Here is a 26477-nt window from a genome sequence, read left to right as displayed (position 1 = left end):
GAACTAGCCTCTAAATTAAAACCCATACTTTCTTAGTGTAAAAAAACAGGCTGGTGCAACCCCAGCCTGTTTTTCTCTTTCTTACACCTGTTCTTTTTCTTGAATCGTAGCAGCAATATGCTCACCATGAAAGCGACCATTCTCAATAAAAATTTCATTAGCATTATTTCCCGCAGCAATCACTCCGGCTATAAAAATACCTGAAACATTCGTTTCCATAGTATCAGGGTTAAAGGTCGGTCTCCCCGTATCGTCATCCATTTCAACCCCCATTTTCCTCAGAAATCCGTGGTCTGGATGATATCCTGTCATCGCAAAAACAAAATCGTTTTTAATTGTTTTCAGATTGTTTTCTTGTTTATAGTCAAGCTCTTTTTCTCTAATTTCCGTTACTTGAGCATTGAATTCCATTTTGATGATTCCATTGCGAACTTGTGCTTCAAACTCTGGGAGAATCCAAGGCTTGATACTGCTTGAATATTCATTCCCTCTGTACAAAACAGTTACCCTTGCACCTGCTTTCACAAGCTCGAGAGCTGCATCCACACTAGAGTTTTTACCGCCTATTACGGCAATATCCATATCGAAATAAGGGTGTGCCTCTTTGAAATAATGTGAAACCTTCGACGAATCTTCTCCTTTAATTCCCATATAATTTGGATGATCATAATAACCTGTTGCGACCACAACATAATTTGCGCTATATTCTTTTTTATTCGTAATTATCTTAAATTCCCCATCTACAGTCTTGTCCACACTTTCCACCTTTTCAAAAGCATGAATTCGAAGGTTCTCTCGTTTGACCACTTCACGATAATAAACCAATGCCTGATTTCGTTTAGGTTTATGCTCTTCTGTAATAAACGGAACATTCCCAATTGACAACTTTTCACTACTACTGAAAAAGGTTTGGTGTGTTGGGTAATGATAAATGGCGTTAACGATGTTTCCTTTCTCGATAATAAGTGGGTTTTTCCCAATTTTCTTTAGGGCAATCCCGGCAGCTAAACCGCAAGGGCCACCACCAATAATAATGATATCTTCTTTTGACATTTTTTCATGTCACTCCTTCTCTTGACCCGAAAACATTGTTGTAAATAGCGTTTAATTTGTAGACCCATGGCTGTTAAATTCCGCGAATACGACGGAGCCCCACCAACCTTGTACTTTATCACAGCCTACAGATAAAAAAATCCCCTATCTTAAATGATAGGAGATTTAACAGAAAGATTCAATCATAATCATTATTCCTTATATCCATCCTCTAAATCTACTTGCCTCAGCCATTTTTCGTACGCCTACCATGTATGCCGCTAAACGCATGTCGACGCGGCGACTCTGAGATGTATTATAGATATTATCAAATGATTTAACCATGACCTTTTCTAACTTGGATTCGACCTCTTCTTCCGTCCAATAATAACCTTGGTTATTCTGAACCCATTCAAAATAGGAAACTGTTACACCACCAGCTGACGCCAGTACGTCCGGAACAAGCAAGATTCCTCGATCTGTAAGAATTTGTGTTGCTTCTAAGGTAGTCGGGCCGTTTGCTGCCTCGACAACAATACTTGCCCTAATATTATGGGCATTTTCTTCAGTAATTTGGTTTTCAATCGCAGCTGGTACAAGGATGTCACAATCAAGTTCTAGTAACTCTTTATTCGAAATCGTATTATTGAAGAGCTTTGTAACTGTACCAAAACTATCACGTCTGTCTAGTAAATAATCAATGTCAAGGCCATCTGGATCGTATAGAGCACCATATGCATCGGAGATACCGACAACCTTAGCTCCAGCGTCATGCATGAATTTTGATAAGAAACTTCCTGCATTTCCGAAACCTTGTACGACTACTCTCGCGCCTTCAAGTTCAATTCCCTTCTTTTTCGCTGCTTCACGAATACAAATGGTAACGCCTTTTGCAGTAGCTGATTCTCTTCCATGCGAACCACCAAGTACTAATGGTTTACCTGTAATAAATCCAGGGGAGTTGAATTCATCAATTCTACTATATTCGTCCATCATCCACGCCATAATTTGAGAATTAGTAAAGACATCTGGTGCAGGGATATCTTTTGTTGGGCCAACGATTTGACTAATAGCCCTAACATATCCACGACTTAACCTCTCTAATTCCCGAAAACTCATATCTCGCGGGTCGCAGACAATGCCACCTTTACCACCACCATATGGCAAGTCTACAATTCCACATTTTAAACTCATCCATATTGATAGCGCTTTCACTTCTTTTTCCGTTACATTTGGGTGAAACCGAATGCCACCTTTTGTTGGACCAACTGCATCATTATGCTGAGCTCTGTATCCAGTAAAGACTTTAACTGTACCGTCGTCCATTCGAACTGGAATTTTGACTGTCATCATTCGTAGCGGTTCTTTTAATAACTCATAGACTTCGTCCGGATATCCTAGCTTCTCTAAAGCCTTATGAATAACAGTTTGCGTAGAACGCAGGACGTCAAGCTTTTCTTCTGTATTTGCATTTCCGTCATTTTGTGCGGCCACCATTCTTGAAATCCTCCTAAAATTGCAATTGCAGTTATAGACGCTTTCAGACAATAGTATTACACTTTTAGATAGTTAATGCAAGGATAATAAACGGTTCTTAATAATCTTTAAAACGAAACAGCAGTCGATCATGACTGCTGCTCTAAAAGAAGTAATAAACCATTGTGTCAACTGCATTTTCATCAATGATTTCCCTACCATATTCGATTAAACGGTGGATGCTAAAAATCGATGGATTACCATATTCCGCTAGCAAAGAAACCGTTTTATCAGGGTCAGGCTGTAACCCATTCATTGATAGGTAATAAGTATCGTTTAAAAAGTATAAGCTTCCTCCACCAATTCCAGCATCATATAATCGTTTGGACAATTGGATAACATCTTCAATGTTGGCAAATTCAAAAAGAATAATTTCACGGCCTTCCATTGTAACCTGCATCTCAATGAACCCATCATCGTCATCATCAAAGGGTAACTCATCCTGCTCCTGTTCTTCAACGGTCACAATCATAACCATGCCCTGGGCCTGCAATGAAAATACTTCTACCGCGACTGTCCCAAGTATCTCAAGACCAAATACGTCACTTGCTTCCTCAAGCATATCATGAAATAACTGATTCCACTTCATCGAGTCTTTCCAAATATCTTCCTTGGATAACCCTCGATCCGAAAGGTCATCAGTCGTTAAAAATATTTTTATTTTGTTATATGTTAACCTCTCTAAGCGCATATTCGTGCCCCCTGCCGTTAACGAAGCTCTTGTTTACAGTGTATGAGATAATTTCCGGAAGGTGAGTTTTTTCTTCTACGAACCAGCGATTCTGTTATTTTCCAATTTTATCATTAACTCGGGAGCGCGAAGGGTTGATTGTTATTAAGTGCGTTTCTGCTTTAGCTCCTAACCTTAATGGGAGAGTAGTCGTCCCATACCCATTACTGACAAATAAAAGGGTATTCCCCACTTTTTTGATTCCCCCTTTTTCATACGGCCCGAAACCAAAAATTCTTATTTGACCTCCATGGGTATGACCACTGAGAATTAGCTGAATCTGATGTTCAGCTGTAACCATATCGATAACTTCTGGATTATGACTTACTAATACTCTGAATGATGATTCAACTGAAGAGCTAACTGCGCCTTCAAGGTCACATTGACCCACGGTAAGATCATCTACTCCAAGGAGTGCAACCTGTGACTGCTTATACCCCTTCAAAGATACAGCAGTATTTTCTAAGATTGTTACTCCTAACCTATTCATTAAAGCCCTTAGTTCAACTGTATTGATCTCGTAGTCATTATTTCCCCAAACAAAATAAATGGGACCAATCTGATTTAGTAGCTCTAAATTCTCTTTGATCTGATTTAATCGAACCCCTTTTTCCGCCAAGTCTCCCCCAATAATCACAAAGTCTGCCTTTCCCTTAGCATTTTCTATAATGGTGTCCGAAACCCTTCTTTTGTGAATGTCAGATATAAAAAAGATAGATAATTCTCCAAAATCGATAGGTAATTCTTGAAAATTCAAATTATGAGTGAGCGTTCTATCCGCATGAGCTTCTTTGAACATATAATAAATGAGGATACAAGCAAAAATAATGATTACAACTAGCATCATGCCTAAAAGGTATTCCATGTCTTTACCCTTTCTTAATTAAATAAAAACCTCTCATACAAAGTATAAGAGGAACTAAAACTAGTACTAGACTAGCATGAATCAGAAATAATTTCCAGAAACTGTTTGATAAAGAAATAGTAATGTTTTAGCACACCTTACTTATTCTCATGATATAAGTTAATATCAAATTTTTCTTTCATCATTTCAAAGACAATATGACGACTTTTCCATTCATGTTCTTTTTTCCATAAATCCTTACTCTTATCGATAATTTCACATCTCAGGGCATGAAATTCTTTTTCCGCTTTATCTCGTTTATCTCTCAGAAGGTTCATTAACCCAAAAAGACCCCCAGTTAAAACAAACAAATATAAATTACCCGAATGACTGAAAAATGCAGAAAAAATTTCATAAAATGAATAGGAATAGGGTTTTATAGTCGTTTGATAAAGATAAAGGAAGAATAGGAAAGTCATACACATAGTTAGAATCATGACAATCAAGTGTTTTCTCTTAAAATCATCATACTTCCGCTTCCTTTTTACTACATTATTCAGCATTTGTTTTGTAGCCTGATCTGTACGGTCATCAAGGTGTATGATTGAATTCTCCATACTCACCCCTCCTCGTAAGGAATATATGACCTTGTCCTACTAATTATGTGATATCCAAATAAAATAAGCTGGAGAAACCAGCTTATTTTTAATTCTCTAGCGGGATTTTCAATACTTGCCCTAATTGGACCTCATCCCCTTGAAGATTATTAGCTTGCCGAATTCGTTCCATCCCGTGTTGTGAGTTGTAGTAAGCAAGCGAAATTCGAAAGAGATTATCCCCTTCCTTGACTGTATGGTAGACAATCTTTTCATCTGTCGTTGCTTCCTCTGAATTTGGTTCACTAATCTCTTGACCTTGGTTAGGTACTAAATCTTGAGATTCTTGGGATTCTTGAGATTCTTCAGGCTCTACAGGTGTGACTTTGGTGGCGACCTGTGTTTTGGGTGTTAGAGCAGGAGGATTTTTATTATCAGCTGGTGAAGGGACCGAATCCTCGGCCAATGGCGCTGGCTCAACAGGCGCTTTCCCCTCTGCCTCTATATCCTTCTCCTCAAAACGAACAGGTAGTGAGGTTTCTGTGGTACTGTTGTTTTTTTCTATATTAATTTTCTCGTAGCCTCCCGTTTTCATTGACCCATTCTCTCCGTCCCCACCTTTGTTATTTAGATAACTATAAGCGCTAAAAATGGAAATGGGCAATAAAATAAAAAATACAGCGAGGAGCCTAATAACAGGATATTTTAGCTTCCACTTATTTTTATTTTTCTTTTGTCTATGTAGTTTACTTCTCGGTGGTAGTTCCTCCATTTCAGGACTAGTATTGTTCCCTTTAGTCCTGACTATTTTTTTTCGTGTACGTTCTGCTTGATCACGGTAAGGCGCTTCCTTATTCATTTATATCCCTTCCTGTTCCTGCTTATTTCTCACACTTATAGAAAGACCCAGGAGAAAATCAATGATAAAATGCATGGTAATGGTTACAGCTAAATTCCCAGTCTTCATGTATATATATCCAATCACAAAACTTAAAAAGATAATATTTATAAATAGGAACCAATTAAATAAGTAACGATAATGGACAAGGGCAAAGATTACACTCGAAACAATTAAACCAGTGTGTGTTTGTATAATCCCCCGAAATAAAATTTCTTCACTAAATGCAACCAAAGCTGTAATAACAGCAATTTGATACACGTTTTTATGACGAAAGGTTCTTTGATTCAATCCACCATCATCATATAGCGATGGTGGGAGTAATTTCATCAGCGTCAAGTCGGCTATTACCACAGCTACACCAGCCGTGGCACCTACTTGCCAAGTTAAGGGATCATTCCATCTGAAAAGTTCAAGAAACTCCTCGAAGCCATCAAATAAAAAGATTCCTAAAATAAATGCTACTGCTAACAGCAATATTTGCGTTAAAAAAAGATGGAAGGACAACTCTTTATCCGATAAACTATTTATAAGTTCTCTATATTGATCTTTTTTCATCGATAATCGCCTACTTATTTTAATGCTCATTTCTCAAAATCAGATACTTTCCAAATGAAAACGGATTGTCAGAAAACAATTATGAGAAGAGAGTGTTCAAATTTGTTTTTTTCATAAAAAAGTCTTCTTTAAAGTCGCAATTGTACCCACAATCGTGGGCAAAACATCTTATTTTAATAGCATGCTGGCCAATTCTTGCTCCCAGTTATAGTTTTGGGTATTAGCGTGAGTTAAGTTGGTATTTTTCTGAAAATCATTCAAATCTAATCCACAAGAACTGCAACAATTCACCTTAACTGATGCGGCTTTTTCTTTAAAATAATTCAGGATAAACGTTCGCTTACAGCCTCGATATTGAAGATATTCTAGAACCATAGCAATCTTTTCTTTTTTAATCCTCAGTCTTTCAGTTATATAGTGGTAAAACTTTTCCTTAACCTCCGAAGGTTTCATGCTTTCGCGACTAGCGATGTAGTTTGCCACTATTCTCCATTGAGTCTCACTAAAGCCACAAGATCGAATGAACAATTCCTCATTTTCGGTTATTTTCGTTAAACTAAGCTGCTGTTGCTCAATCACATGAAAGAGCATGTTGATTTGTTCTCTATCAGGGATTTCCCCTTCTGCCAGTTGAATGCTTAACTGCTCATCACCAGGTGTATAAAGAAGAATGGCTAAACTATTTTTACCATCTCTCCCCGCTCTGCCAATTTCTTGTAGGTAGGATTCTAATTGTAGTGGCATATGATAATGAATGATATACCGGACATTTTCCTTGTTAATGCCCATTCCAAATGCACTCGTTGCACAGACAATGTTGAGTTGACCATGAATGAACTGTTGTTGAATTAATACCCTTGCTTCTTGGTCAAGCCCACCGTGGTATGCCATCACTTGTTGGCCACGGTCACGTAGCTTTGAGGCCATTTGTTCTGCAATTTTTTTACTAGAAAAATAAATGATCCCTGGACCTTCGAGACTTTCTACTAATTCAACAATCCTTTTTTGTTTTTCCTGATGTCCAACGATTTCCATTCCAATTGAAATTTCTGGCCGGTCAACCGAAAAAACAAATTCCTTCCATTTTTCAAGCTGAAGGTACTTTGCTATATCATGTCTAACTTCTTCAGTAGCCGTAGCAGTTAAAGCAATTGTCAATGGTCTATTTAAAGCCTTCCTTACTTGACCAATCTTTAAATAATCAGGTCTAAAATCATAACCCCACTGCGAAATACAATGTGCCTCATCTATAACTAGTAGAGCAATGTCTAACTCCTTCAATTTGCTCACAATAAGTTCTGTTCCAAGCATTTCTGGGGAAACAAATATAAATTTGTAGCGATCAAGTTGTTGTAGAATTTGTTTTTTTTCAAAAGGTAATAAAAAGGAATTAATGGCTACGGCACGTTTTTCACCTAATGCCTTCATCTGCTCCACTTGATCTTGCATCAATGAAAGAAGTGGAGAAATAATAATCACTTTACCTTTTAACAGATAACCAGGTAATTGATAACAAAGTGACTTCCCAGTACCCGTAGGTAACATCGCAATCGTATCCTGACCACTGAGAATAGAATCAATCACTTCGCGCTGACCTTTACGAAAAGTGTTAAATTGAAAATAATGGAATAAAGCCTGTTCTAATTCCACTTTTGACCACCATTTCTAGCTAATACAAGCCTAATTTCAAAATAATTTGCTCCATCCACCTGATCGCGAATTTGTTTTAGCTTTTTTGCTGAAGTTTTACTAGCTACTTCCATTATTCGCTTTTCTATATCAGGGTGGACGTACCTATTTAATTCAAATTCCTTTACATGAAGTGCGATTTCCACTATATGGTCCTCAATCGTACTCATTTTAAGATTCCTCATCGCCGCTATTTCATTAGGTACATATCCCTTATCAAGAAGCTGAAAGGTTTTTTCCGTTGATAAAGTTAACGGAACTTCCTTTTGAACGTCTTGCACTAGACTACTTAAGAGAGGAAAATCATTTCTCATTGTAGACACGGTTTTGATCATATAGTGCAATATATTCAGGAATTCTAAATGATAATGAGTTGTAGTCATATCAAGCCTCTCAGCTGCTTGTTCGGATGTTAATCCAATTTTATTATGTCCGGTTAACCTGAGAACGAGCACAGCAGGCTCAATGCTCTTCTCCTGATGCAAACACTCCGTAAGTTCAATATATAGCTGCTCAGCTAATTCATATCTATTTGCGTTTTGCATTTTCAAAAATTTTTTAAACCACTCTTGGGTTTCTTGTTTGTTTTGAATTGGTATGAAGCCTTTGTTTTTATTAATTAAATTTGAAGAAACTTGGACTAAAAGGGATAACCGTTCCCAAAATAATGTTGTAAGGTGATGGTACTTCCATCCCTCAAGGAACTTAGGTGGGATAGTCACACATTTTTGAAATACGTTGAGCTCCGTTTCTCCTTCTATTGTTAGCACAAAATTTTCGCTCGCCACTTGTTCGAGGAATCCCCTGCTTACAAATTCCTTTACTATGGTTTCCAGCTCAATTCTTGTTATCAAAGGCAGGGCTCGAAAAAAAGGTGTAAGTTTATATAAATGTGCATCCTGAATTGTCTGTGACGACTTTTTCCCTTGGAACAAGTGAAAAAGTGAGTAAATAGATCGCTCATCTTTAATTTGTTTCAAACAATAAAGAAAAACTGCATCCCTATAAGAAATTGCCATTGGATCACCCAAACCTGATGTGTCTAATTTTTATTATTTCAACAAATACTATGTTCCTACCCTCATTTTATCATGAATCGACAATTAATGACGAAAACTTCTTATAGGATTATGGAGGATTATGGAGAATTTACCATAGAAAATTATTCTCAGTCTTTTTTATATTGAAAAGTTGGTGATACAGTTTTACAATAAACATGAGGCTTACGTTTTCACAAACATATTTTCGAAAACGATACCAAACTGTTTAAAATACGGGAGGTTTTTTTCATGGCAAAGTATACAATTGTTGACAAAGAAACTTGCATCGCATGTGGTGCTTGTGGCGCAGCAGCTCCAGACATCTACGATTATGATGATGAGGGTATTGCGTTTGTAACACTTGATGATAACGAAGGAATCGTTGAAATTCCAGACGTATTATTAGATGACATGATGGATGCTTTTGAAGGATGTCCAACTGATTCAATTAAAGTAGCTGACGAACCATTCGATGGTGACGCACTAAAATTCGAATAGTAGTTTGCTATAAGAAAAACTGAACAGTTATCAAAAGTAATCTTTTAAACTGTTAGGTTATAATAAAACCTCTACCTATTAGGCGGAGGTTTTATTTTTTACTGAATACAAAAAGCAGTGGTACATTAACCACTGCTTTTTAATTATGCACTTTTATACTGTTGGCTACTAATCCACGTATACATTTTCGAAAACAACAACATAAAGACCAATGAAATTAGTAATCCTTTAAAAATATTAAACGGCAAAATGCCTGTTACAATCATCGTTTTTAATTCAGGAGCAGCTATAGCAGGCGCATTTAAGAACAATGTATAAGCTGGCATGATTACATAGTAATTGAGGACACTCATGACAACACTCATGACCACAGTTGCAATTACTAGAGCAAGAGTCATCCCTTTTTTGGTTTTTAATTTCGTATAAATATAATAAGCAGGTAAGACAAACAAAATACCGGCTACGAAATTAGCAATATGACCAACGGGTACCCCAGTAGCACTTCCTGTCATAAAGTAATCCAAAATATTCTTAAACAATTCAACAAGCACTCCCGCAGCAGGACCAAAGATTAACGCTGCAATTAACGCCGGTATGTCGCTAAAATCAATCATTAAGAAGTTTGGGAATGGCGGTATCGGAAAATTTAATAACATTAACACATAAGAAATACTACTTAACATCCCAATTGAAACCAACGCTTTGACACTAAATTTTTTCATTTTCTTCCTCTCTCCTTTTTGAGATCCACCTCAAAGAAGAAAGGTTCAGCAAACAAAATGCACCTAAGAATTGAAAAACCCTCAAACCAAGGCTTGAGGGAGAAATTCAAAAGGAAGGTACACCTAATAAACATTCAAAAACATTGCATTTTTTGAATGCCTGCAGAACCTCCACCTTCTCCCATCCAGACTTTACTGTCGGCTTTGGAATCGCACCAAATCCTGCCTTTCGGCTCGCGGGCTTAGAGTTTGCACTCATCACCGCCGGTCGGGAATTTCACCACGCCCCGAAGATAGATCATATTTTTTTATTACAACTCTATTATACTTTAAAAACAAAAAATTGGAAAGTGTCATATCCGTGTCTATTTGTAATTTACAATACAGATAGGACATTAATATGTTAATCAAATAATCTCTATAGTTTGAAAGGACGAGGATACCAATCCTCGTCCTTTCGGTTTTATTGAAATCCTAATCAATAATCAGTACTTGTTTGGGGTGTATGACATTGGAGTCAAGTTTATTTTTATTAATAATTTCCTTTACACTAATTCCTGTTTTCCTAGAAATCGAACTCAGGGTATCTCCTTTCGCTACTATATAATGCTTTACCTGATTTATTTTGTTAACAACAAGTTCTTGTCCAACTTTTATATTGTTTTCCTTAATCTTATTAAGAGCTACAAGGGTGTCGACAGTCAAATGATATTTTTGGGCAATAAACCACAGTGTTTCTCCAGGCTTGACTATATGTGTAGTAACTAGTAAGTCTTCATGGTTGCCCCTATTCTCCTGTGCTGATAGTAATTTTTCTGTATTTTCTTCTGTCAGTGCTTGACTTGAAGTTTCTATTGAACCACCCGGATTTGCCCTACTTTGTGCAACTACTGCCTGTCCAACTTCAGTCAATCCCAATGCATGATCAGGATCAATCACATTTTCTTTACTGTATGTCCATTCATCTTGATGAACCTCGAAATGCAAATGAACTCCTGAGGAATCACCTGTATTTCCCATTACACCGATTTGTGTGCCTTGTTGGACGCTGTCCCCTTCATTAACATTTCTTTTATGTAAGTGTGCGTATACCGTCTCGTAGTCATTCTGATGCTTAATGAAAACGACATGACCGTATGTATCGGAATAGTAAGACTTGCTAACTACACCACTATCTACCGCATATATCGGGGTATATAACTCTGCCGCTATGTCAATACCCATGTGCATTCCATTTCTTGTACCAAAGGTATCTGTAATCTCACCATCCGCGGGCCAAATCCAATGCTCAGTTTGACCGGACACTCCTTCTGCCTTAGGACTCTTTCCCCCAAGAAAAAGTAAGCTAATACAGAGTGCAATCAACCCTGCTATCAGAAGACGCCTAATATAGTCTCTCATTATGATCCTCCCTGACCTTTGTACACTACTACCTCATACCGTATGAAAGCCTGTCCCAAAATAGAACTTTTTATCCAGACGAGAGAGATAAATAACAAACATGGAGTTATTATTTGGTAATCAGCGGCGACTTTATGCAAAAATTTGAGAAAAAAGGTTGTTTAATAAAGAGAATTGCTAAATTCCTAGAAGAATTTCAGTGACAGAACCTACGAGTTATGGGGCTTCCAACCGTTTGCAGGTACTTTTCTTTCATCATTGAAGGTTTGTTTCAAAATCAATGATGTCCTTGATGTCCAAAATAAAGTTCGAGAAAAGAGAATAAAAAAAGAGCCTGAAATCAATTCAGACTTAGTTTAGTTGTATTAATTTTTTGTTCGGGCCGACTGGTAAGAGAACATCTTCTGTTAAACTGAACGGTCCAATTTGTTCTATCCCTTGTCCTTCAACTCTTATTTTATCGTAACCAAAGCTTTTAGCCGTCAGCATGATTGCCTCAAAATTATATAAAAATTGATTATCAAGGGCAGACTCTTCTGCTACTTTAATTATTAGAGTTTGAGCATCATCTTCTGCAGTAGTAAAATCCATCTTGATACCTGTTGGAATTGAGGCTTGAAGACCAAGTTCAGCCTCATCCTTTTCCATCGCCGAGTATGCTTCCATAATGGAAGCAAATTTCTGCTCTGATGGAACCATATAGGGACGTGGATTGCTTCCCAAGTACGTGAAATAATAAGCACGGTTTTGGTATTCTTCCGTTTGAAGCTCATATATTTCACCATAATTGCCTAATACAATTCCTTTTTTCCCTTCAGTAGTAAACTTAATCGTTTTTACCTTTTCATTCGGAAAAGATTCCTGTAGAGTTTTTGTAAACATCGTTTCAGCAGCTGAACCATGCCCGTATTGGTGATTAGCCGGGACATCAACAAGAACTGTTTCACTTGCTTGGTCGTAGCTTAGGTTTACATCTAGTGGAAAGTATTCCGCAAGTCCCCATTTTTCCTCAGTCAACTTTGGCATCATCTCTTCAAACAGTTCGAACCAAGTTTTCTCTTCCATTTTCTCTATAAGCACCGTTACAGGTACTGTTAATAAAGCATTAGGATCAGGTATTGCGATCGTGAATGCCTGGTAAACATTTAAATCTTCTGGATATACAGCACTTGGCTCTTCTACTAGCATTGCCGTAAGCTCATTGATTTGTTGATCATTTCCCTCAGAAATCTCCAGCTTTTTTGCACCATACTCGCTGTCAGTAGACTTATTTTCAATGCTAGTCGAAGAATCATTTCTACTATTATCGCTAGCTGTATCATGTATCCCTGTCAACTGTGGGGAAAGAATAAAAATTAACAAAAGAACGATTCCAGTCGCGACCCCCGGGATAAGCCAAGTTGGTAAGCTCCTTCTTCTTTTCTCTTTGTTGCGTGAGATATTACGGTAAATTTCTCGTGGATGACGATTATCATTAACTTTTGGTAATTCTCTTAGTAGGTCTTCAAGGTCCTTATCACTTAATCTCGATTTTCCCACTAGGCATCACCTCCTTATCCAGGTCTTCCATTTTCTTACGCAGTGTCTTAATCGCTCTATGCTGCGTTGTTTTTACTTTACTTTCTGTCCAAGTTAGTGCCTCTGCTGTCTCACTTATTGATAATTCATGAATATACCTGAGAATGACGACCATCTTTTGATCCATTGTACATTCATTTAAACACTGATAGATTAACTTTATCTCTTCACGTTGTTGTGCGATTTCCTCAGGCAAAGGGACATCATCGCTTATCTGCGTGGTTGAAAAGTCCATCTTTTCAACCAACCACCTTTTCCACCCTTTTTGCTTACGAAAATGGTCAATTGCTACATTTTTTGCAATTGAAAATAACCATGTTTTTTCACTACTTTTCCCTTCAAAACGATCATAAGCTTTAAGAACTCGAATATACACTTCTTGGACCAGATCCTCAGCTAATTCTTTGTTCTTTACCATATAAAATAAAAACCGGTACAAGTCCTGGTGGTATTTTTGATATAAACCATCAAAAACGGAGTCCATTTCTTCACCCCTCCGTATCATATAAGTAGTCGTCGATTATGTATAAAAGGTTTCAATTTTACTATATTCTTTTAAACTGGAAATGGAAAGGATTAATTTTTCACCCTTTAAACCCTAAGAAAATAAAACCCCCTCTACTATTAGTAGAGAGGGTAGGTAATACTATCTTTTGTTCCTTGTGAATCAAGATAAGTCGGCAATATTTTTACAGCAGTTCATTATTTCGTGGAATAAAAAAGGAAAATGTCGTTCCTTGTCCCAATTTGCTTCGCACTGAAATATTGCCTTTATGCGCTTCAATTATATTGCGTGCTATAGCAAGACCAAGTCCTGTACCAGCACGTCCTCTAGTCCTAGACTTATCTCCCTTATAAAAGCGTTCAAATAAAAACGGAAGGTCTTCTTCATGTATCCCTGGTCCGTTATCACTTACCTCAAATAAGAGCTCTGGCCCGATTGATTTTACTTTTACTGTAATTGAACCCGATGTTTGAATATGTCTAATTGCATTATCAAGCAAGTTCGTTAGTACTTGTTCAATTCGATCAGGATCAAAAGGAAATTCTGCAGTTTCCGTTTCGATTACGGTGTTCAATTGAACATCTTTGTCCTTTGCCAAAGTTTGAAACTTCCGTGTAATCCTGTTAATATATGATTCCAAATCTACTTCTTCCAACTCTAGCTGAATATGACCGGATTGCATACGAGCCAAATCCAATAGTTCATTTACCAGGCGTCCCATTCTCAGAGACTCATCATATATGATCTGAGCCATTTCTTGTTTTTCTTCATGTGTTTCTGCTATCCCATCCACAATCGCTTCACTATAGCCCTGCAACATCGAGATTGGAGTCCGCAGTTCATGTGAAACATTTGCAATGAAGTCATCACGGAGCTTATCAACTTTCCGTTCTTCAGTCATATCACGAACGACGGCTACGGCTCCTCGAATTGTTTTCTTATTAAACAAAGGACTAATAATAATGACAAATGATCGCCCTTGAAGGGTAATCTCCCCTACCTGCTCATTGACAGTATTAACAGCAAGTTGAAAAAGCTCCATCACTTTTGATGGTACGGCGTCTGTATTTTCTGAGGCGCCCTGTTCATAATACCAATATCGTAAAAAACGTTCAGCTGGTGGATTCGTAATTAGGATTGTTCCGTCCCGGTTGAAGGTTATTACACCATCTGCCATACTACTTAATATGCTTGAGAGCTGCTCTTTTTCCTGACTCAAAGCATTCATATTAAATTTTAATTGGCGCCCCATTTGATTAAAAGCTGTTGCCAACTCACCAATTTCATCATTCGTAAGAATTGGTACCTTTGTATCAAACTTTCCTCGCGCAACCTCGAAGGCTGCTTCACGCATTTTTCGAAGTGGGGCATTTATTCTTGTTGATAGAAAGAAAGCAAAAATTGTTGTTAGGACCAGACCCACACCTGCTGATATCAAAATAATCTGTGTAGTCTGTTGCATCGTTTTTTCCATTACTTCAAGGGATTGATATACAAAGACTGCTCCATCTCCACCCTCAAAATTTTGGAGCGGGACACCGATAATTAAAAACTGAGTTTCAGTTTGATTGTCTAATGGATAGGTAATAATCTTATCGATTCCTTTATTCTCTTCAAACACAGACAGCATTTCTTGATCATTTAGAAAATAAGGGACCGGGATTCGCCTTGTTTCATCTTCCCCAGGAGAATTATAGTAAGTGGTCTCATCCTTAATTACTACTGCATTCGTTACTTCATCTAAGAGACCCCAGGTTATTTCAAGCCCTATCCCAAGTTCCTCTCCACCATGTTGCTGAAGATTTGCTGAAATCTTTTCTGCTGTATACGTCAAATCTTGCCTTGTTTCGTTGATGTTATAGTTCTCAAAGAACTCTAGCAATAAAACGGTTAAGATGGAAAGTACAAAGGCTACAAGCAAAAGAATGGTAAACCATAGCTTACCTACAACACTTCGCAAGAACATCATTCATTGACAACCTCGAATTTATATCCGACACCCCAAACCGTTACAATCATTTTTGCAGCTTGTTCGGATACCTTATTTAGTTTTTCTCGAAGTCGCTTCACATGGGTATCAACTGTTCTCAAATCACCAAAGAATTCATAATGCCAGACTTCTTTTAATAATTGTTCTCGATCAAAAACTTTATCTGGAGCTTTTGCCAGAAAATACAGTAATTCATATTCTTTAGGAGTTAAGTTAACCTCTTTGCCATCAGCGGATACCCGATGGGCGTCATTATCAATGGTCAAATGAGGGAAGACAATAACATCCTTTGTCGTTGTCTCTGTTTGTAAATAGCTTGTACTTGATGAACGGCGAAGCATCGCTTTCACCCTTAGTACAACTTCTCTTGGGCTAAAAGGTTTTACAATATAATCATCTGTTCCTACTTCAAAGCCTTGAACACGATTCACTTCTTCACCTTTAGCGGTTAGCATAATAACAGGAGTTGACTTTTTCTCCCTTAAATCCCTACATACTTCAATCCCATCTTTACCAGGCATCATCAAATCAAGCAGGATGACATCATATTCATTCGTGAGTGCTTTGTTGAGAGCCTCATTACCGTCTTCTGCTTCGTCAATGATGAAATTTTCACGCTCTAGGTACATCTTTAATAACCTTCTAATTCTTTCCTCATCGTCTACTATTAAAACTTTAATATCCTTCTCCATTTGATTAATCCCTCCTGTGAATAATTTTACTTAATGAATTCCCATGTTGCTATTGTTTTTTATCTTATTCATAATGTTAACCTGTGTCTTCGCCTTAAAATAGACATAATTTCAATATTGTATGTATTTTCCAGTGTTTTTTATAAATATGGCTCTATTAAGTGCTTTTTCACAATCAAGTTTTAGTTATCTATCTGTTCATTAAAAGAGCCTTTGGTTGTTTTTCTTAGTTCATAATAAAAGCCTTCACTATAAATTAATAGTGAAGGCTCCGGAAGGAATGGGCATTAAGAGCCCGCATAAGAGTGTAATCCAGCAATCACTAGGTTCACGACAATTAGATTAAACATGATAATGAAAAATCCGATAATAGCAAGCCATGCCGATTTTTCTCCATGCCAGCCTTTAGACAAGCGGAGATGCAAGAAAGCCGCATAAAATAGCCAAGTGATTAGAGCCCAGACTTCTTTTGGATCCCATCCCCAGAACCTCGTCCAGGCAATTTGAGCCCAAATCATTGCAAAAATGAGCGCTCCGAGTGTAAAAACAGGGAATCCTATTAAAACCGACCGATAGCTAATTTCATCCACCAAATCCAGATTGATGTTTTTCACTAGAGGTTGTAAAGATGCAGCAATACGCTTCCGTAATATTAATCTTAAAATCCAATAGAGAGCAAGTCCTACTACTAATGACCAGATGACCGTATTTAATTTTTTCGAATTGATGATAGCAGGTGTTTCAATGAGTGGCTCAAATCTGCCTTCTGTGATTAATTTCCCCTCATTTGGTCCAATTATTGCAGGAATTTGGTATTCATAAACTGCTTCTACACCCTCTTTATCAATATAATTAAATGTTGCTCCATAATTAGCCATTGAAAAGCCTGATGTCACCAGAATAAACCCTACAACACTTACTAAGGAATACATGACCATTTCTAGCCAAAACGTTCGCTTGCTTCTTACAGACTGATCAACCGCTTTAACTAGGTAAATAATACCTGCTGCGAAGGAAATGGCTAAAATGGCTTGTCCAAGTGCCGCTGTTGTCACGTGAATATGAAGCCAGTCACTTTGGAGTGCCGGGATAAGTGGCGAAATATCCCGCGGGAACATACTTGCATAAGCAATAATTAACACTGCTACCGGAAGCGTGAATACTCCGAGCCAAGGTGTTTTGTATATATAATAGATAAAGATGAATGCCCCCACTAAGCACATCCCGAAAAACGTTGTAAATTCAAACAAATTACTTACAGGTGCATGTCCAGCTGCAATCCATCTAGTAATAAAATATCCTACTTGTGAAACAAAGCCAATTATCGTGATGATTATGGCTAGTTTTGCCCATTTATTTTTACCTTCAACTTTTTGGCCATCTTTTTTCGCTTTAATTGAGCCTCCAAAAAAAGCTGTGGCAACTAAATAAGCAATAAAAGCGACATAAAGTAAATTTCCGCTTAATTCAACCATGGTTCTCCCCCTTAACCTTTCCTTCCATCTTCATCTTGCTGTTGGTCCTTTGGTACATTAAGACCAGTACCTTCAAATATTACCTCAATTTCCCTTTTAAGCCCATGCCAATTTTTATTCGTATGACCTGCTACCCAAACCTTGTCTCCTATTCTTCTAATCCAAATACGTCGGTGGTTCCAGTAAGCACCTTGGGCTACACCAATCATAAAGATGATCCCACCTATGCCAAGAAACCAAAGAGTTGAGTCTTTTCTAACTGTCAACCCAGAGACATTCTTGGTTTCTACGGATTTAAAGGCCATTTTATACTTATTATCACCGAGGGGCTCTATTGTCTCTTGGATTGCAACAAAACTTACTTCCCCTTCAGGCTTATCTGGTGCGGTCATTTCAAAGACAAACGCAGGGTTATTCGGTACTCTAGATTTGGTCGCTGGTTCGCCGTCTTCGTTAAATTCAAAATCCGGGAAATAGCTTTTTACGTGTACAGAATATCCATTTTCGAGATCATACTTTTTTTCTGGATTATTAAGGTCAATGAGAATTTCACCAAACTCCTCACCCGTCTCTTTATTTTGTAGAGTAAACGACATCTTATGAAGTTCGTTCAATTTATAATCTACTTGATAAAGCGCAAGTCCCTCTATTTTAAGAGGTTCATTCACCCGAATTTCTGCGTCTCTAACCTTTTCAAGCTCTGGTTGTTCTCCAGCTACAGTTTCTCCCTGCCGCTGATAAAGAGTGACATCTGCTTGATAGGTCTTTACAACACCACCAGCACGGTCGAGAGCTTGTTCAAATACTTCTCCATCCTCTTCCTTATCGTACAACTCAACAATAAATTGATTGTTCTTTAAATAATATTGTCCATCTGTCGCTGGTATCGTTTTCGTTTCACCTTCTCTTAACCAAAGGGTCTCATCGACATACATTCCAGGCACGAAGCGTAGCATTCCACCTATTAGGAAAATAATAAGACCTATATGGTTTATATATGGACCCCAACGAGCAAACCGGTTCTTTTCGGCAAGGATGTTTCCGTTTTCTTCACGGATTTTATATCGTTTGGATTTCATATTTGCAATAACAGTAGTAACCATTTCCTGATTTTGCGGTACATCAGAAATGCCATATAAACGCTGACGTTTCAGAAAACCTTCATGTCTTGCAACGCGCTGATTATTAAGTGCTCGATACAATGGAATAACACGATCAAGACTACAAATTACAAGTGAAACACCTATTAGTGCAATGAGTAGTAAATACCACCATGAACTGTATAAATTATGAAAACCAAGCTCATAATAAAGTCTTCCAAACCATCCATATTCATTTTCATAATGTTCTACCGCTGGGATCGTTTGTGGAATATACATGGACTGAGGCAGGATGGTCCCAAGAATGGAAGCCAACAAAGTAATAACAATTAGCCAAACACCGACTTTAACAGATGAGAAAAAGTTCCAGATTTTATCAATTATCGTTTTATTATAAGTTTGGGACCTTCTTGCGCTCCCCTCATATCTCATATCCAGAAGCTTCTTATCTTTTTCTTTTTCCTCTAGTACCTTCCCACACGATTCACAAAGAACGGTCCCATGTGGATTCACGTGACCGCATTCGCATTTTACATTCATCTCCAAAAACTCCCCATTTTTCACTGGTTAGATAAAAAATATTCTTAGAATTTTCCGCTTTTCTTATTGTCCAGCTCCAGCGCTTAGGGGCTCGGGTCATAAGCCATTCCATCAAGCAGGTTAAAGAACAACCTCCCTGCTGGCTCGTCTTATGCCTTTCGCCCCTGGACAAAGCGCTTCCGCTTTTCTTTTTGTCCAGCTCCAGCGCTTAGGAGCTGGGTCATAAGCCATTCCGTCGAGGAGGTTAAAGAACAGCCTCCTGGCCGGCTCGTCTTATGACTGTCGCCCCTGGGCAAAGCGCTTCCGCTTTTCTTTGTCCAGCTACAGCGCTTAGGAGCTGGGTCATAAGCCATTCCGTCGAGGAGGTTAAAGAACAGCCTCCTGGCCGGCTCGTCTTATGACTGTCGCCCCTGGGCAAAGCGCTTTCGCTTTTCTTTGTCCAGCTCCAGCGCCCAGCGACTAGTGGACTTCGCCGAACGGGCGCTTTCGCTTTTCTAGTTTAAGGCTGTATTTCTTCCATAAATTCATTGACGGTAGCTTGAGTAAGCTCACCTGTATGTGAACGCACTACTTCTCCATCCTTATTTATTAAAAATGTTATTGGCAGTGGATTAATTCCATAAGCTGTTTGCACTTGTCCATCTTTATCAATCATAACTGGAAAGCTAAGATTATGCCTTTCAATAAAATTACTAACTGCCAAGTCTGACTCCCCAACATCTACAGTAAGTACCTTAACTCCCTTTTCCTTAAACTCTTTGTAGGACTTGTCGATATAAGGCATTTCCCGCTCACATGGCTTACACCAGGTTGCCCAAAAATTAAGGAAGACACCTTGGCCACGATAATCCGAAAGTCGATGTTTCTCCCCGTTCATATCCACCAACGCAAAGTCAGGTGCTGTTTTTCCAATCGCTACCTTTTGAACGGTATCCTTGGTAAAGTTTGCGTATAGCGTGTAACCAACCGCTGCGGCAAGAATCACTAGTATAACCGTTCGAATGACTAGTCTTCTCTTTTTCATTCTCTCTCGCCTCCCCAATCTCAAAACATTATATCATTTGCCTTTTTGAAAAGATGAAGTTATTTATTCTTTTTTTTCATTGCTAATACTCTTAACTGCTTAACCTCATGCGGAGTCAATTCCTTTGCTTCCCCTGCATTCAATCCATGTAACGTCAAGGTACCATAACGTTCTCGTTTTAGTTTCAAGACTGGATGTCCAATTGCTTCAAACATTCTTCTTACTTGGCGGTTTCTACCTTCATGAATAATTAACTCAACAATTGCTGTCTCCGCCTTTTTATCAAATGACATTAGTTTCACTTTTGCAGGGGCTGTTTTTCCATCCTCTAGACGAATTCCTCTTTCTAAACTTTTTAATTTTTCCTTTGAAGGAATTCCTTTTATTTTCGCTACATAGACCTTTTCAATTTCACTACTAGGATGCATTAATAAATTAGCGAACTCACCATCATTGGTCAAAAGAAGTGCTCCTGATGTATCATAGTCCAGTCTTCCCACTGGGTAAATTCTCTGTTCGATATGCGTAAAATAATCAGTAACAACTTTTCTACCTTTGTCATCACTAACACTAGAAATGACTCCTCTTGGTTTATAAAGTAAGAAATAAACCGGTTGCTCTCGTTCCAACGGTACACCATTGACCGAAATCTTGTCAGATGCCCCTACCTTAACGCCTAATTCTTTTACTACACTTCCATTCACCGAAACTTTTCCCTCAAGAATCAATTCTTCCGCTTTTCTTCTTGAAGCAATTCCTGCATGTGCGATTACTTTCTGCAGCCTTTCCATGCTGATCACTCCTATATCGTATCGACATTTTTAGATTATTTTCCTACCATAGCTATCCTTAAGAATTATGACACAAATTCACCTGTTTTCAAAGTAACGACCCCTAACAAAGTAAAACAAAAAAAAGATACCCTCAAAAAAGGATATCTTTTGTGTTATTTTACATTCCAAACATTAATGTAACAACCACTATAGCCGCGGCGAAACCAGCTAAATCAGCAAGCAATCCTACCTTAAGGGCATCGCCCATTTTCTTAATGCCTACCGCTCCAAAATAAACCGTTAGTACATAAAACGTAGTGTCTGTACTCCCTTGAATAGTGGAAGCAAGCCTTCCAATAAACGAATCAGGGCCATGGGCTGCAATTAAATCACTTGTCATTCCTAATGCAGCGGTGCCGGAAATGGGTCTTATTATCGCGAGTGGGAGAATGTCAGCTGGGATTCCGAATTTCTCTAACCCAGGGCGCATCCAGTCAATCATAAAATCGAGCGCTCCGGATGCACGAAAAATGGATATAGCTACCATCATCCCTACTAAGAAAGGGATGATCGAAAAAGCCATTTTAATTCCCTCTTTCCCTCCCTCAACAAATGTTTCATAAGTTGGTACTTTTTTTACTGTTCCGTAGAGGAGAATAAATCCAATTAAAACTGGAATAAACCAAAGAGAGATTATCGAGACTATATGCATAGGGCTGTCATCCTTTTCTACTTCTTCGATAATAAAAATACCTATCTATTAAAATAGCAGCAATGGTCGAAATACTCGTTGCGATTAAGGTTGGTCCAACAATTTCGGTCGGAGATGCCGAATCATACGTAATCCTAATAGCAATAACTGTTGTTGGGATAAGAGTAATACTTGAAGTGTTAATCGCCAAAAATGTAATCATCGAACGACTAGCAGAATCTTTGCCACCATTTAACCTTTTCAGCTCTTCCATTGCTTTAATTCCTAAAGGAGTTGCTGCATTTCCTAGACCAAATACATTTGCCATCATATTTGAAAGGATATACCCCATAGCTGGGTGTCCAGCCGGCACCTCTGGAAACAACCTTGTGATGAATGGTTTAAATAGATTTGCTAGTTTCTCTAAAAGACCAGCATTTTCAGCTATCCGCATCATACCTAGCCAAAATACCAATATACTGATTAATCCGATACATAAGGTAACAGCTTCCTGAGCCCCTTTAAAGACGGCCTCATTGACCTCCGACATTGTCCCATTCACGGCTGCAAATACTAAGCCAATTATTGTCATGCCTACCCAGATATAATTAACCATTTTCTTTCAGACCTATAACTGTAGTGAAGATATTTCTGAAGAATTCCAAGAAAGACTTGTTCTCTTCCTTATGCTGATGCTTATAGTAGACTGGCAGTTCTTTAATTTTATCTTCCCCTAGATAAATCTCTGCTTTACCGACTACATCTGGAATTTCTCTTTCATCATTTTCCACCGGCTTAAGTAACTTATACTCTACCTTCACTTTCTCCTCTTCCTCGGAGGTTAGTGGATATTCAAACGAGTGATCCAGATAAACCTTTCCTTTATAGAAAGTGTCTTTTATCTGCTTAATGTTCCCCTCTGTAACAATTTCAGCGATATCGTACTGGTCAAACCCACCTTCGAACATATAGATATGGTCATTCCAATCGTCTGGACCATTTAAGGTGACTGCTATTAGCTCAAAGTCATCCTTTGCAGCTGTAGAGACTAAAGTTCTTTTCGCTCTCTTTGTATAGCCTGTTTTCCCACCTGTTGAGTGCTTATATAGTCCAGTTAATAGTCTGTTCTTATTCTTCCAGACTCTATCCCAAGACTCATTTGGATTTGGGGCACGATGAACCTTTGTACCAGAAATTTCCCGGTACGTATCATTATTCATCGCGTATCGAGTTAACAATGCCATGTCATACGCAGTGGAATAATGGTCTTCATGATCATCTAATCCATGTGGATTGGCGAAATGACTGTTTTTCATCCCAATTTCCTCCGCCTTTTGATTCATTAAAAATACGAATCCATCAAGGCTCCCACCTACATGTTCCGCTATTGCAACAGCAGCATCATTTCCCGACCTGAGCATCAATCCATAGACTAGGTCCTCAAGTAGAATTTTTTCACCTGATTGTAGATACAAGGAGGATCCCTCCGTACCCGCCGCACGTCCACTTACCTTAACTTGGTCCTTCATCTTCCCTGATTCAATCGCCAAAATTGCAGTCATAATTTTGGTTATGCTCGCTATTCGTTCAGGCTTATGGGCACTTTTCTCATAAAGCACGCGTCCGCTTTGCTGTTCCATTAGAATAGCGTTTCTCGCGCTAACTGAACCTACAGCCTCTGCAGATACAGGAAAATGACTTAAAAGTAACATACTTAATAAACATACAATTATCCATTTCCTCTTCATTGAACAGACCTCGTCTCTCTTTGGGGAGTTTGTACAAGTTTATGCAGGACAAGGGTGGTTATGACTCCAAAATAAGAAAAGCGGAAGTGCCCAAGGTCAGACTAGTAACGGGTTCCGTTACCTGTCGCATAATACGAAAATGCAGCCTAATTTGAACTGCTTTTAAAAAATAAAATAGCTCAGTTCACTGAGCCATTTTAAATCCATATTTGGTGCCCAAACCAATAAAAAAATGAGTGATCAATTTTAATAAAAAAATTGATCACTCATTTTGACTTATTATTTAGGATTAATATGGTATCCGTTCGTATATCGCACTTTGATTTTATTTAGAATGTAGCATCTTCGTGCGATAATCTGTCTCATAATACTCAAGTTCTTCTCTGATTCGCTGAAAGTCACCTTCAACTGAGCGGATTAATTCCTTTATACTCAATGGAACATTCTCTCTGAATTTAATTGAGTTTTTACCTGTATAAGCTGACCTGCTATCTTCATACCAGACATCACTTTTCGGTGAAAAGAACTCTTCTATACAATGATTATAAATACTATAAAGCGTTCTTTCAGCTGCTGCCTTCGAAAATGGTTTTGCCTTGTCAATAACCTGACAAGCCTCTAAGCCTTCCTCACAGAACACCGTGAGCTTTCGGATGGTTGAAAGGACCCGCTTATAATATTCAGCAGTCCCCGTCAATTCTTCCGCTTCTAACCCTTTTATCGTTGTAGAGTTTAGAAATCCCTCTAAATCTGTGACAGTTTGTCCGAGAAAACTCTTGACATCCTGTAGTTGATTTTCAAGTAGCTTATTGCCCATAAAAAATGCACCCCCAAAATTTAAAAACAACAAACCCTTTTATGCTGGTTGAATCATAAATTCCATGGAAGACCGGATTTCGTACTCCTTTTTTTGTTCAATCTGGTTGAAAATTTCACCGATTTTATTGAAATCAAGTCCTTGAAGGATAGAAGCGAACTCTTTTTCTGAATTTATATATATTCGTTTACGATTACGTAATTCTGGATTTTTCAATAAACAGGCAAGGGCAATGAGGTCTTTGAAATATATGTCACGGGTTCCTGCCTTATAAATAGGATCTTGTTGAAAGGGTGTGAACGTACTAATCATCTCGTCAAAATACCGCAAATATAATACGTAAATTGTCTTTTCTTCATCACCTTCAGTACGATAGGTGACCTCACTGCGATTGAAAAAATCCTCAGATGTATTCGATTTTTCCTTTTCAAGTTCATATCCACTGCAATGTCTAATAAACATACTTATCCTCCCTGTTAGTCTGGAGGTCCAAACGGTACCTCTAATATGATAAATATGCAAAAGCCCCTACTAAAGCACCTAATGCCTTTTATAATAATATTCTAATTTTACCATATTCTCTGAACTTTGTCTTAAACTAAATGAACCTACTGAAATCTATAGTTCATTAAATTTTTCAAAGAACAAATCGGCTTCAGCCTGAACTTCCTCATCTTCAATTTTTTCTGGAAGTGGTGGCAACTCGGCAATGTTTTTCAGTCCAAAATAATCTAAAAACTCTTTTGTTGTCCCATACAAATAAGCACGACCGGCGCCTTCTGCACGACCCACTTCCTTTATTAAGGCTCTAGAAGCTAAGGTTTGAAGGGGTCGTTCTGTTTTCACACCACGTATTTCCTCAATTTCTATTCTTGTTATTGGCTGTTTATAAGCAATAATCGCAAGGGTTTCGAGTGCAGCCTGTGAAAGATGAGAGGTCCCCGGCGATTCTACAAGACGCTTTAAATATTCTGCATGTTCCTTTTTTGTTGCAAGCTGAAACACTCCTGCAATTTGTACAAGCAGAATGCCACGGTTTTCGTCCTTTTCGTATTCATGCTGCATTTCACTAATGATTCCTTGGGCCTTAATTTCATCAACTTCTAAAACAGTGGCGATTTGTTTTAAGGAAAGTCCCTCATCTCCGGCAGCAAATAAGACACTTTCAAGTATGCCTTTCCAATTAACGATTTCCAACCTTACCTGCTCCCTTCTGTGATGTCACAAAAATCTCTGCAAAGTTCTGCTCCTGTTCAACATGAACTTCCTGGCGTTTCATAAGTTCCAAAACTGCAAGAAAAGTTACCACAATATGGCCGCGATCATGCACAGGGAAAAGCTCTTGAAACCTCTTTCGTCCGCCTGAAGCTAGTTGGTCAATGATTTCAGCCATCCGTTTCTCAATTGGAATTTCCTGCCTAGTAATTCTTGTCGCTAACGGCTTTTGAAGTTTCTTTCGTCGCATGAGCTTTTGTAATGCTGCGAGCATATCATAGATACTCACATCCACATCACTTTTCTCAATTTGTGTATCCTTCGTAAATTCAGATAAATCACTAGGTGGTTTTGTATACATTAAACCACGGTCCTTTTCAAGCGACTTAAATTCTATTGCCGCTTCCTTAAACTTTTTATACTCAATTAATCTCTCGACTAGTTCATCCCTTGGATCTTCTTCATCCTCATAACTAAAAGCTTCTTCTGATTCATCCTCATGCTTTGGTAGAAGCATTTTACTTTTTATAGCTAGCAATGTGGCTGCCATTACAAGATATTCGCTCGCTATATCTAGCTTAAGCTCTTTCATCGCATGGATAAAAATTAGATACTGTTCAGTTATCTCCGCAACTGGAATATCATAGATATCAATTTCTAGTCTATTTATTAAATGGAGGAGCAAATCTAGCGGCCCCTCAAACGCTTCTATTTTGACATTATATTCATTATGTTCCATTGTTTCCTCACCAAAATCTGTAGTAGTTTGTCTAATGTCTATGTAG

27 protein-coding genes and 1 riboswitch are annotated in these 26477 nt (G+C 38.2%); of the genes, 1 reads left to right on the top strand and 26 read right to left on the bottom strand.

Annotated elements, in window-relative coordinates:
• Positions 1–81: 81 nt before the first annotated feature.
• The 9 genes from H0185_RS06870 to H0185_RS06830 all read right to left on the bottom strand — a co-directional run bounded on the left by H0185_RS06870 (position 82) and on the right by H0185_RS06830 (position 8671).
• Positions 82–1053, bottom strand: a complete 972-nt coding sequence (locus tag H0185_RS06870) for a YpdA family putative bacillithiol disulfide reductase (protein ID WP_221872459.1) — start codon at positions 1051–1053, stop codon at positions 82–84.
• Positions 1054–1251: 198 nt separating this feature from the next.
• Positions 1252–2529, bottom strand: coding sequence for a Glu/Leu/Phe/Val family dehydrogenase (locus H0185_RS06865; protein ID WP_221872457.1), 1278 nt, complete (start codon positions 2527–2529; stop codon positions 1252–1254).
• Between the two features lie 142 nt (positions 2530–2671).
• Positions 2672–3259 (bottom strand): genetic competence negative regulator, encoded by a 588-nt coding sequence (locus H0185_RS06860; protein ID WP_221872455.1) that lies wholly within the window; start codon positions 3257–3259, stop codon positions 2672–2674.
• A gap of 94 nt (positions 3260–3353) precedes the next feature.
• The gene (locus H0185_RS06855) at positions 3354–4163 is read right to left on the bottom strand and encodes a metallophosphoesterase (RefSeq protein WP_246629052.1); all 810 of its coding nucleotides are present in this window, start codon (positions 4161–4163) and stop codon (positions 3354–3356) included.
• Between the two features lie 137 nt (positions 4164–4300).
• The gene (locus H0185_RS06850; RefSeq protein WP_221872453.1) at positions 4301–4759 is read right to left on the bottom strand and encodes a YpbF family protein; all 459 of its coding nucleotides are present in this window, start codon (positions 4757–4759) and stop codon (positions 4301–4303) included.
• 88 nt (positions 4760–4847) lie between these two features.
• Complete coding sequence (locus H0185_RS06845; RefSeq protein WP_221872450.1) at positions 4848–5597, bottom strand: LysM peptidoglycan-binding domain-containing protein; 750 nt, start codon at positions 5595–5597, stop codon at positions 4848–4850.
• The gene (locus H0185_RS06840) at positions 5598–6194 is read right to left on the bottom strand and encodes a CPBP family intramembrane glutamic endopeptidase (RefSeq protein ID WP_221872449.1); all 597 of its coding nucleotides are present in this window, start codon (positions 6192–6194) and stop codon (positions 5598–5600) included. It abuts the gene before it with no gap.
• Between the two features lie 168 nt (positions 6195–6362).
• On the bottom strand, positions 6363–7844 hold the full coding sequence (locus H0185_RS06835; RefSeq protein ID WP_221872447.1) for a RecQ family ATP-dependent DNA helicase: 1482 nt from the start codon (positions 7842–7844) through the stop codon (positions 6363–6365).
• Complete coding sequence (locus tag H0185_RS06830) at positions 7835–8671, bottom strand: YpbB family protein (protein WP_343223099.1); 837 nt, start codon at positions 8669–8671, stop codon at positions 7835–7837. The genes H0185_RS06835 and H0185_RS06830 overlap by 10 nt, the downstream gene beginning before the upstream one ends.
• A 501-nt stretch (positions 8672–9172) precedes the next feature.
• Here H0185_RS06830 and H0185_RS06825 point away from each other — a divergent pair.
• A complete protein-coding gene (locus H0185_RS06825; RefSeq protein ID WP_221872444.1) occupies positions 9173–9421 on the top strand; it encodes a ferredoxin in 249 nt (82 codons plus the stop codon).
• Between the two features lie 143 nt (positions 9422–9564).
• On the opposite strand, the gene H0185_RS06820 is transcribed toward H0185_RS06825, so the two are convergent.
• From H0185_RS06820 to H0185_RS06740, 17 genes are all read right to left on the bottom strand, one after another.
• On the bottom strand, positions 9565–10143 hold the full coding sequence (locus tag H0185_RS06820) for an ECF transporter S component (RefSeq protein WP_221872443.1): 579 nt from the start codon (positions 10141–10143) through the stop codon (positions 9565–9567).
• Positions 10144–10312: 169 nt separating this feature from the next.
• Positions 10313–10442: riboswitch (FMN riboswitch) on the bottom strand.
• Between the two features lie 175 nt (positions 10443–10617).
• The gene (locus tag H0185_RS24235; RefSeq protein WP_221872441.1) at positions 10618–11544 is read right to left on the bottom strand and encodes a peptidoglycan DD-metalloendopeptidase family protein; all 927 of its coding nucleotides are present in this window, start codon (positions 11542–11544) and stop codon (positions 10618–10620) included.
• Positions 11545–11895: 351 nt separating this feature from the next.
• The gene (locus H0185_RS06810; protein ID WP_221872439.1) at positions 11896–13083 is read right to left on the bottom strand and encodes a negative regulator of sigma-X activity; all 1188 of its coding nucleotides are present in this window, start codon (positions 13081–13083) and stop codon (positions 11896–11898) included.
• Positions 13061–13606 carry an RNA polymerase sigma factor SigX gene (gene sigX / locus H0185_RS06805; RefSeq protein ID WP_221872437.1) on the bottom strand — a complete coding sequence of 182 codons (546 nt, stop codon included), beginning with the start codon at positions 13604–13606 and terminating at the stop codon, positions 13061–13063. Before sigX ends, H0185_RS06810 begins: the two co-directional genes overlap by 23 nt.
• 205 nt (positions 13607–13811) lie before the next feature.
• Positions 13812–15596, bottom strand: coding sequence for an ATP-binding protein (locus H0185_RS06800; protein WP_221872435.1), 1785 nt, complete (start codon positions 15594–15596; stop codon positions 13812–13814).
• Entirely contained in the window at positions 15593–16309 is a 717-nt protein-coding gene (locus H0185_RS06795) for a response regulator transcription factor (RefSeq protein WP_221872433.1), read from the bottom strand. The genes H0185_RS06800 and H0185_RS06795 overlap by 4 nt, the downstream gene beginning before the upstream one ends.
• A gap of 287 nt (positions 16310–16596) precedes the next feature.
• Positions 16597–17784 (bottom strand): c-type cytochrome biogenesis protein CcsB, encoded by a 1188-nt coding sequence (ccsB, locus tag H0185_RS06790; protein ID WP_221872431.1) that lies wholly within the window; start codon positions 17782–17784, stop codon positions 16597–16599.
• 11 nt (positions 17785–17795) lie between these two features.
• Positions 17796–19424, bottom strand: coding sequence for a cytochrome c biogenesis protein ResB (gene resB / locus H0185_RS06785; protein ID WP_221872429.1), 1629 nt, complete (start codon positions 19422–19424; stop codon positions 17796–17798).
• A 499-nt stretch (positions 19425–19923) separates the two neighbouring features.
• The gene (gene resA, locus H0185_RS06780) at positions 19924–20448 is read right to left on the bottom strand and encodes a thiol-disulfide oxidoreductase ResA (RefSeq protein WP_221872426.1); all 525 of its coding nucleotides are present in this window, start codon (positions 20446–20448) and stop codon (positions 19924–19926) included.
• A 59-nt stretch (positions 20449–20507) separates the two neighbouring features.
• Entirely contained in the window at positions 20508–21239 is a 732-nt protein-coding gene (gene rluB / locus H0185_RS06775; protein ID WP_221872424.1) for a 23S rRNA pseudouridine(2605) synthase RluB, read from the bottom strand.
• Between the two features lie 160 nt (positions 21240–21399).
• The gene (locus tag H0185_RS06770) at positions 21400–21933 is read right to left on the bottom strand and encodes a spore maturation protein (RefSeq protein WP_221872423.1); all 534 of its coding nucleotides are present in this window, start codon (positions 21931–21933) and stop codon (positions 21400–21402) included.
• A 7-nt stretch (positions 21934–21940) separates the two neighbouring features.
• On the bottom strand, positions 21941–22528 hold the full coding sequence (locus H0185_RS06765) for a nucleoside recognition domain-containing protein (RefSeq protein ID WP_221872421.1): 588 nt from the start codon (positions 22526–22528) through the stop codon (positions 21941–21943).
• A complete protein-coding gene (locus H0185_RS06760; protein WP_221872419.1) occupies positions 22521–23660 on the bottom strand; it encodes a D-alanyl-D-alanine carboxypeptidase family protein in 1140 nt (379 codons plus the stop codon). The genes H0185_RS06765 and H0185_RS06760 overlap by 8 nt, the downstream gene beginning before the upstream one ends.
• 325 nt (positions 23661–23985) lie before the next feature.
• Complete coding sequence (locus tag H0185_RS06755) at positions 23986–24477, bottom strand: DUF3907 family protein (protein WP_221872418.1); 492 nt, start codon at positions 24475–24477, stop codon at positions 23986–23988.
• 39 nt (positions 24478–24516) lie between these two features.
• Positions 24517–24939, bottom strand: a complete 423-nt coding sequence (locus H0185_RS06750; protein ID WP_221872416.1) for a hypothetical protein — start codon at positions 24937–24939, stop codon at positions 24517–24519.
• A gap of 156 nt (positions 24940–25095) precedes the next feature.
• Entirely contained in the window at positions 25096–25674 is a 579-nt protein-coding gene (gene scpB / locus H0185_RS06745) for an SMC-Scp complex subunit ScpB (protein ID WP_221872414.1), read from the bottom strand.
• Positions 25661–26431, bottom strand: a complete 771-nt coding sequence (locus H0185_RS06740; RefSeq protein WP_221872412.1) for a segregation/condensation protein A — start codon at positions 26429–26431, stop codon at positions 25661–25663. The genes scpB and H0185_RS06740 overlap by 14 nt, the downstream gene beginning before the upstream one ends.
• Positions 26432–26477: the final 46 nt, after the last annotated feature.

The organism is Mesobacillus maritimus, from assembly GCF_019749255.1.
Taxonomy (GTDB): Bacteria; Bacillota; Bacilli; order Bacillales; family Cytobacillaceae; genus Mesobacillus_B; species Mesobacillus_B maritimus_A.
Note: the sequence above shows the minus strand (reverse complement) of the source record. Positions and strands in the feature narration are given on the sequence as shown.

Coding starts and splice junctions, on each gene's coding strand:
- H0185_RS06870 (WP_221872459.1), bottom strand. CDS start 1,053: ATGTCAAAAGAAGATATCATTATTATTGGTGGTGGCCCTTGCGGTTTA.
- H0185_RS06865 (WP_221872457.1), bottom strand. CDS start 2,529: ATGGTGGCCGCACAAAATGACGGAAATGCAAATACAGAAGAAAAGCTT.
- H0185_RS06860 (WP_221872455.1), bottom strand. CDS start 3,259: ATGCGCTTAGAGAGGTTAACATATAACAAAATAAAAATATTTTTAACG.
- H0185_RS06855 (WP_246629052.1), bottom strand. CDS start 4,163: ATGGAATACCTTTTAGGCATGATGCTAGTTGTAATCATTATTTTTGCT.
- H0185_RS06850 (WP_221872453.1), bottom strand. CDS start 4,759: ATGGAGAATTCAATCATACACCTTGATGACCGTACAGATCAGGCTACA.
- H0185_RS06845 (WP_221872450.1), bottom strand. CDS start 5,597: ATGAATAAGGAAGCGCCTTACCGTGATCAAGCAGAACGTACACGAAAA.
- H0185_RS06840 (WP_221872449.1), bottom strand. CDS start 6,194: ATGAAAAAAGATCAATATAGAGAACTTATAAATAGTTTATCGGATAAA.
- H0185_RS06825 (WP_221872444.1), top strand. CDS start 9,173: ATGGCAAAGTATACAATTGTTGACAAAGAAACTTGCATCGCATGTGGT.
- H0185_RS06820 (WP_221872443.1), bottom strand. CDS start 10,143: ATGAAAAAATTTAGTGTCAAAGCGTTGGTTTCAATTGGGATGTTAAGT.
- H0185_RS24235 (WP_221872441.1), bottom strand. CDS start 11,544: ATGAGAGACTATATTAGGCGTCTTCTGATAGCAGGGTTGATTGCACTC.
- sigX (WP_221872437.1), bottom strand. CDS start 13,606: ATGGACTCCGTTTTTGATGGTTTATATCAAAAATACCACCAGGACTTG.
- H0185_RS06800 (WP_221872435.1), bottom strand. CDS start 15,596: ATGATGTTCTTGCGAAGTGTTGTAGGTAAGCTATGGTTTACCATTCTT.
- H0185_RS06795 (WP_221872433.1), bottom strand. CDS start 16,309: ATGGAGAAGGATATTAAAGTTTTAATAGTAGACGATGAGGAAAGAATT.
- ccsB (WP_221872431.1), bottom strand. CDS start 17,784: ATGGTTGAATTAAGCGGAAATTTACTTTATGTCGCTTTTATTGCTTAT.
- resB (WP_221872429.1), bottom strand. CDS start 19,424: ATGAATGTAAAATGCGAATGCGGTCACGTGAATCCACATGGGACCGTT.
- resA (WP_221872426.1), bottom strand. CDS start 20,448: ATGAAAAAGAGAAGACTAGTCATTCGAACGGTTATACTAGTGATTCTT.
- rluB (WP_221872424.1), bottom strand. CDS start 21,239: ATGGAAAGGCTGCAGAAAGTAATCGCACATGCAGGAATTGCTTCAAGA.
- H0185_RS06770 (WP_221872423.1), bottom strand. CDS start 21,933: ATGCATATAGTCTCGATAATCTCTCTTTGGTTTATTCCAGTTTTAATT.
- H0185_RS06765 (WP_221872421.1), bottom strand. CDS start 22,528: ATGGTTAATTATATCTGGGTAGGCATGACAATAATTGGCTTAGTATTT.
- H0185_RS06760 (WP_221872419.1), bottom strand. CDS start 23,660: ATGAAGAGGAAATGGATAATTGTATGTTTATTAAGTATGTTACTTTTA.
- H0185_RS06755 (WP_221872418.1), bottom strand. CDS start 24,477: ATGGGCAATAAGCTACTTGAAAATCAACTACAGGATGTCAAGAGTTTT.
- H0185_RS06750 (WP_221872416.1), bottom strand. CDS start 24,939: ATGTTTATTAGACATTGCAGTGGATATGAACTTGAAAAGGAAAAATCG.
- H0185_RS06740 (WP_221872412.1), bottom strand. CDS start 26,431: ATGGAACATAATGAATATAATGTCAAAATAGAAGCGTTTGAGGGGCCG.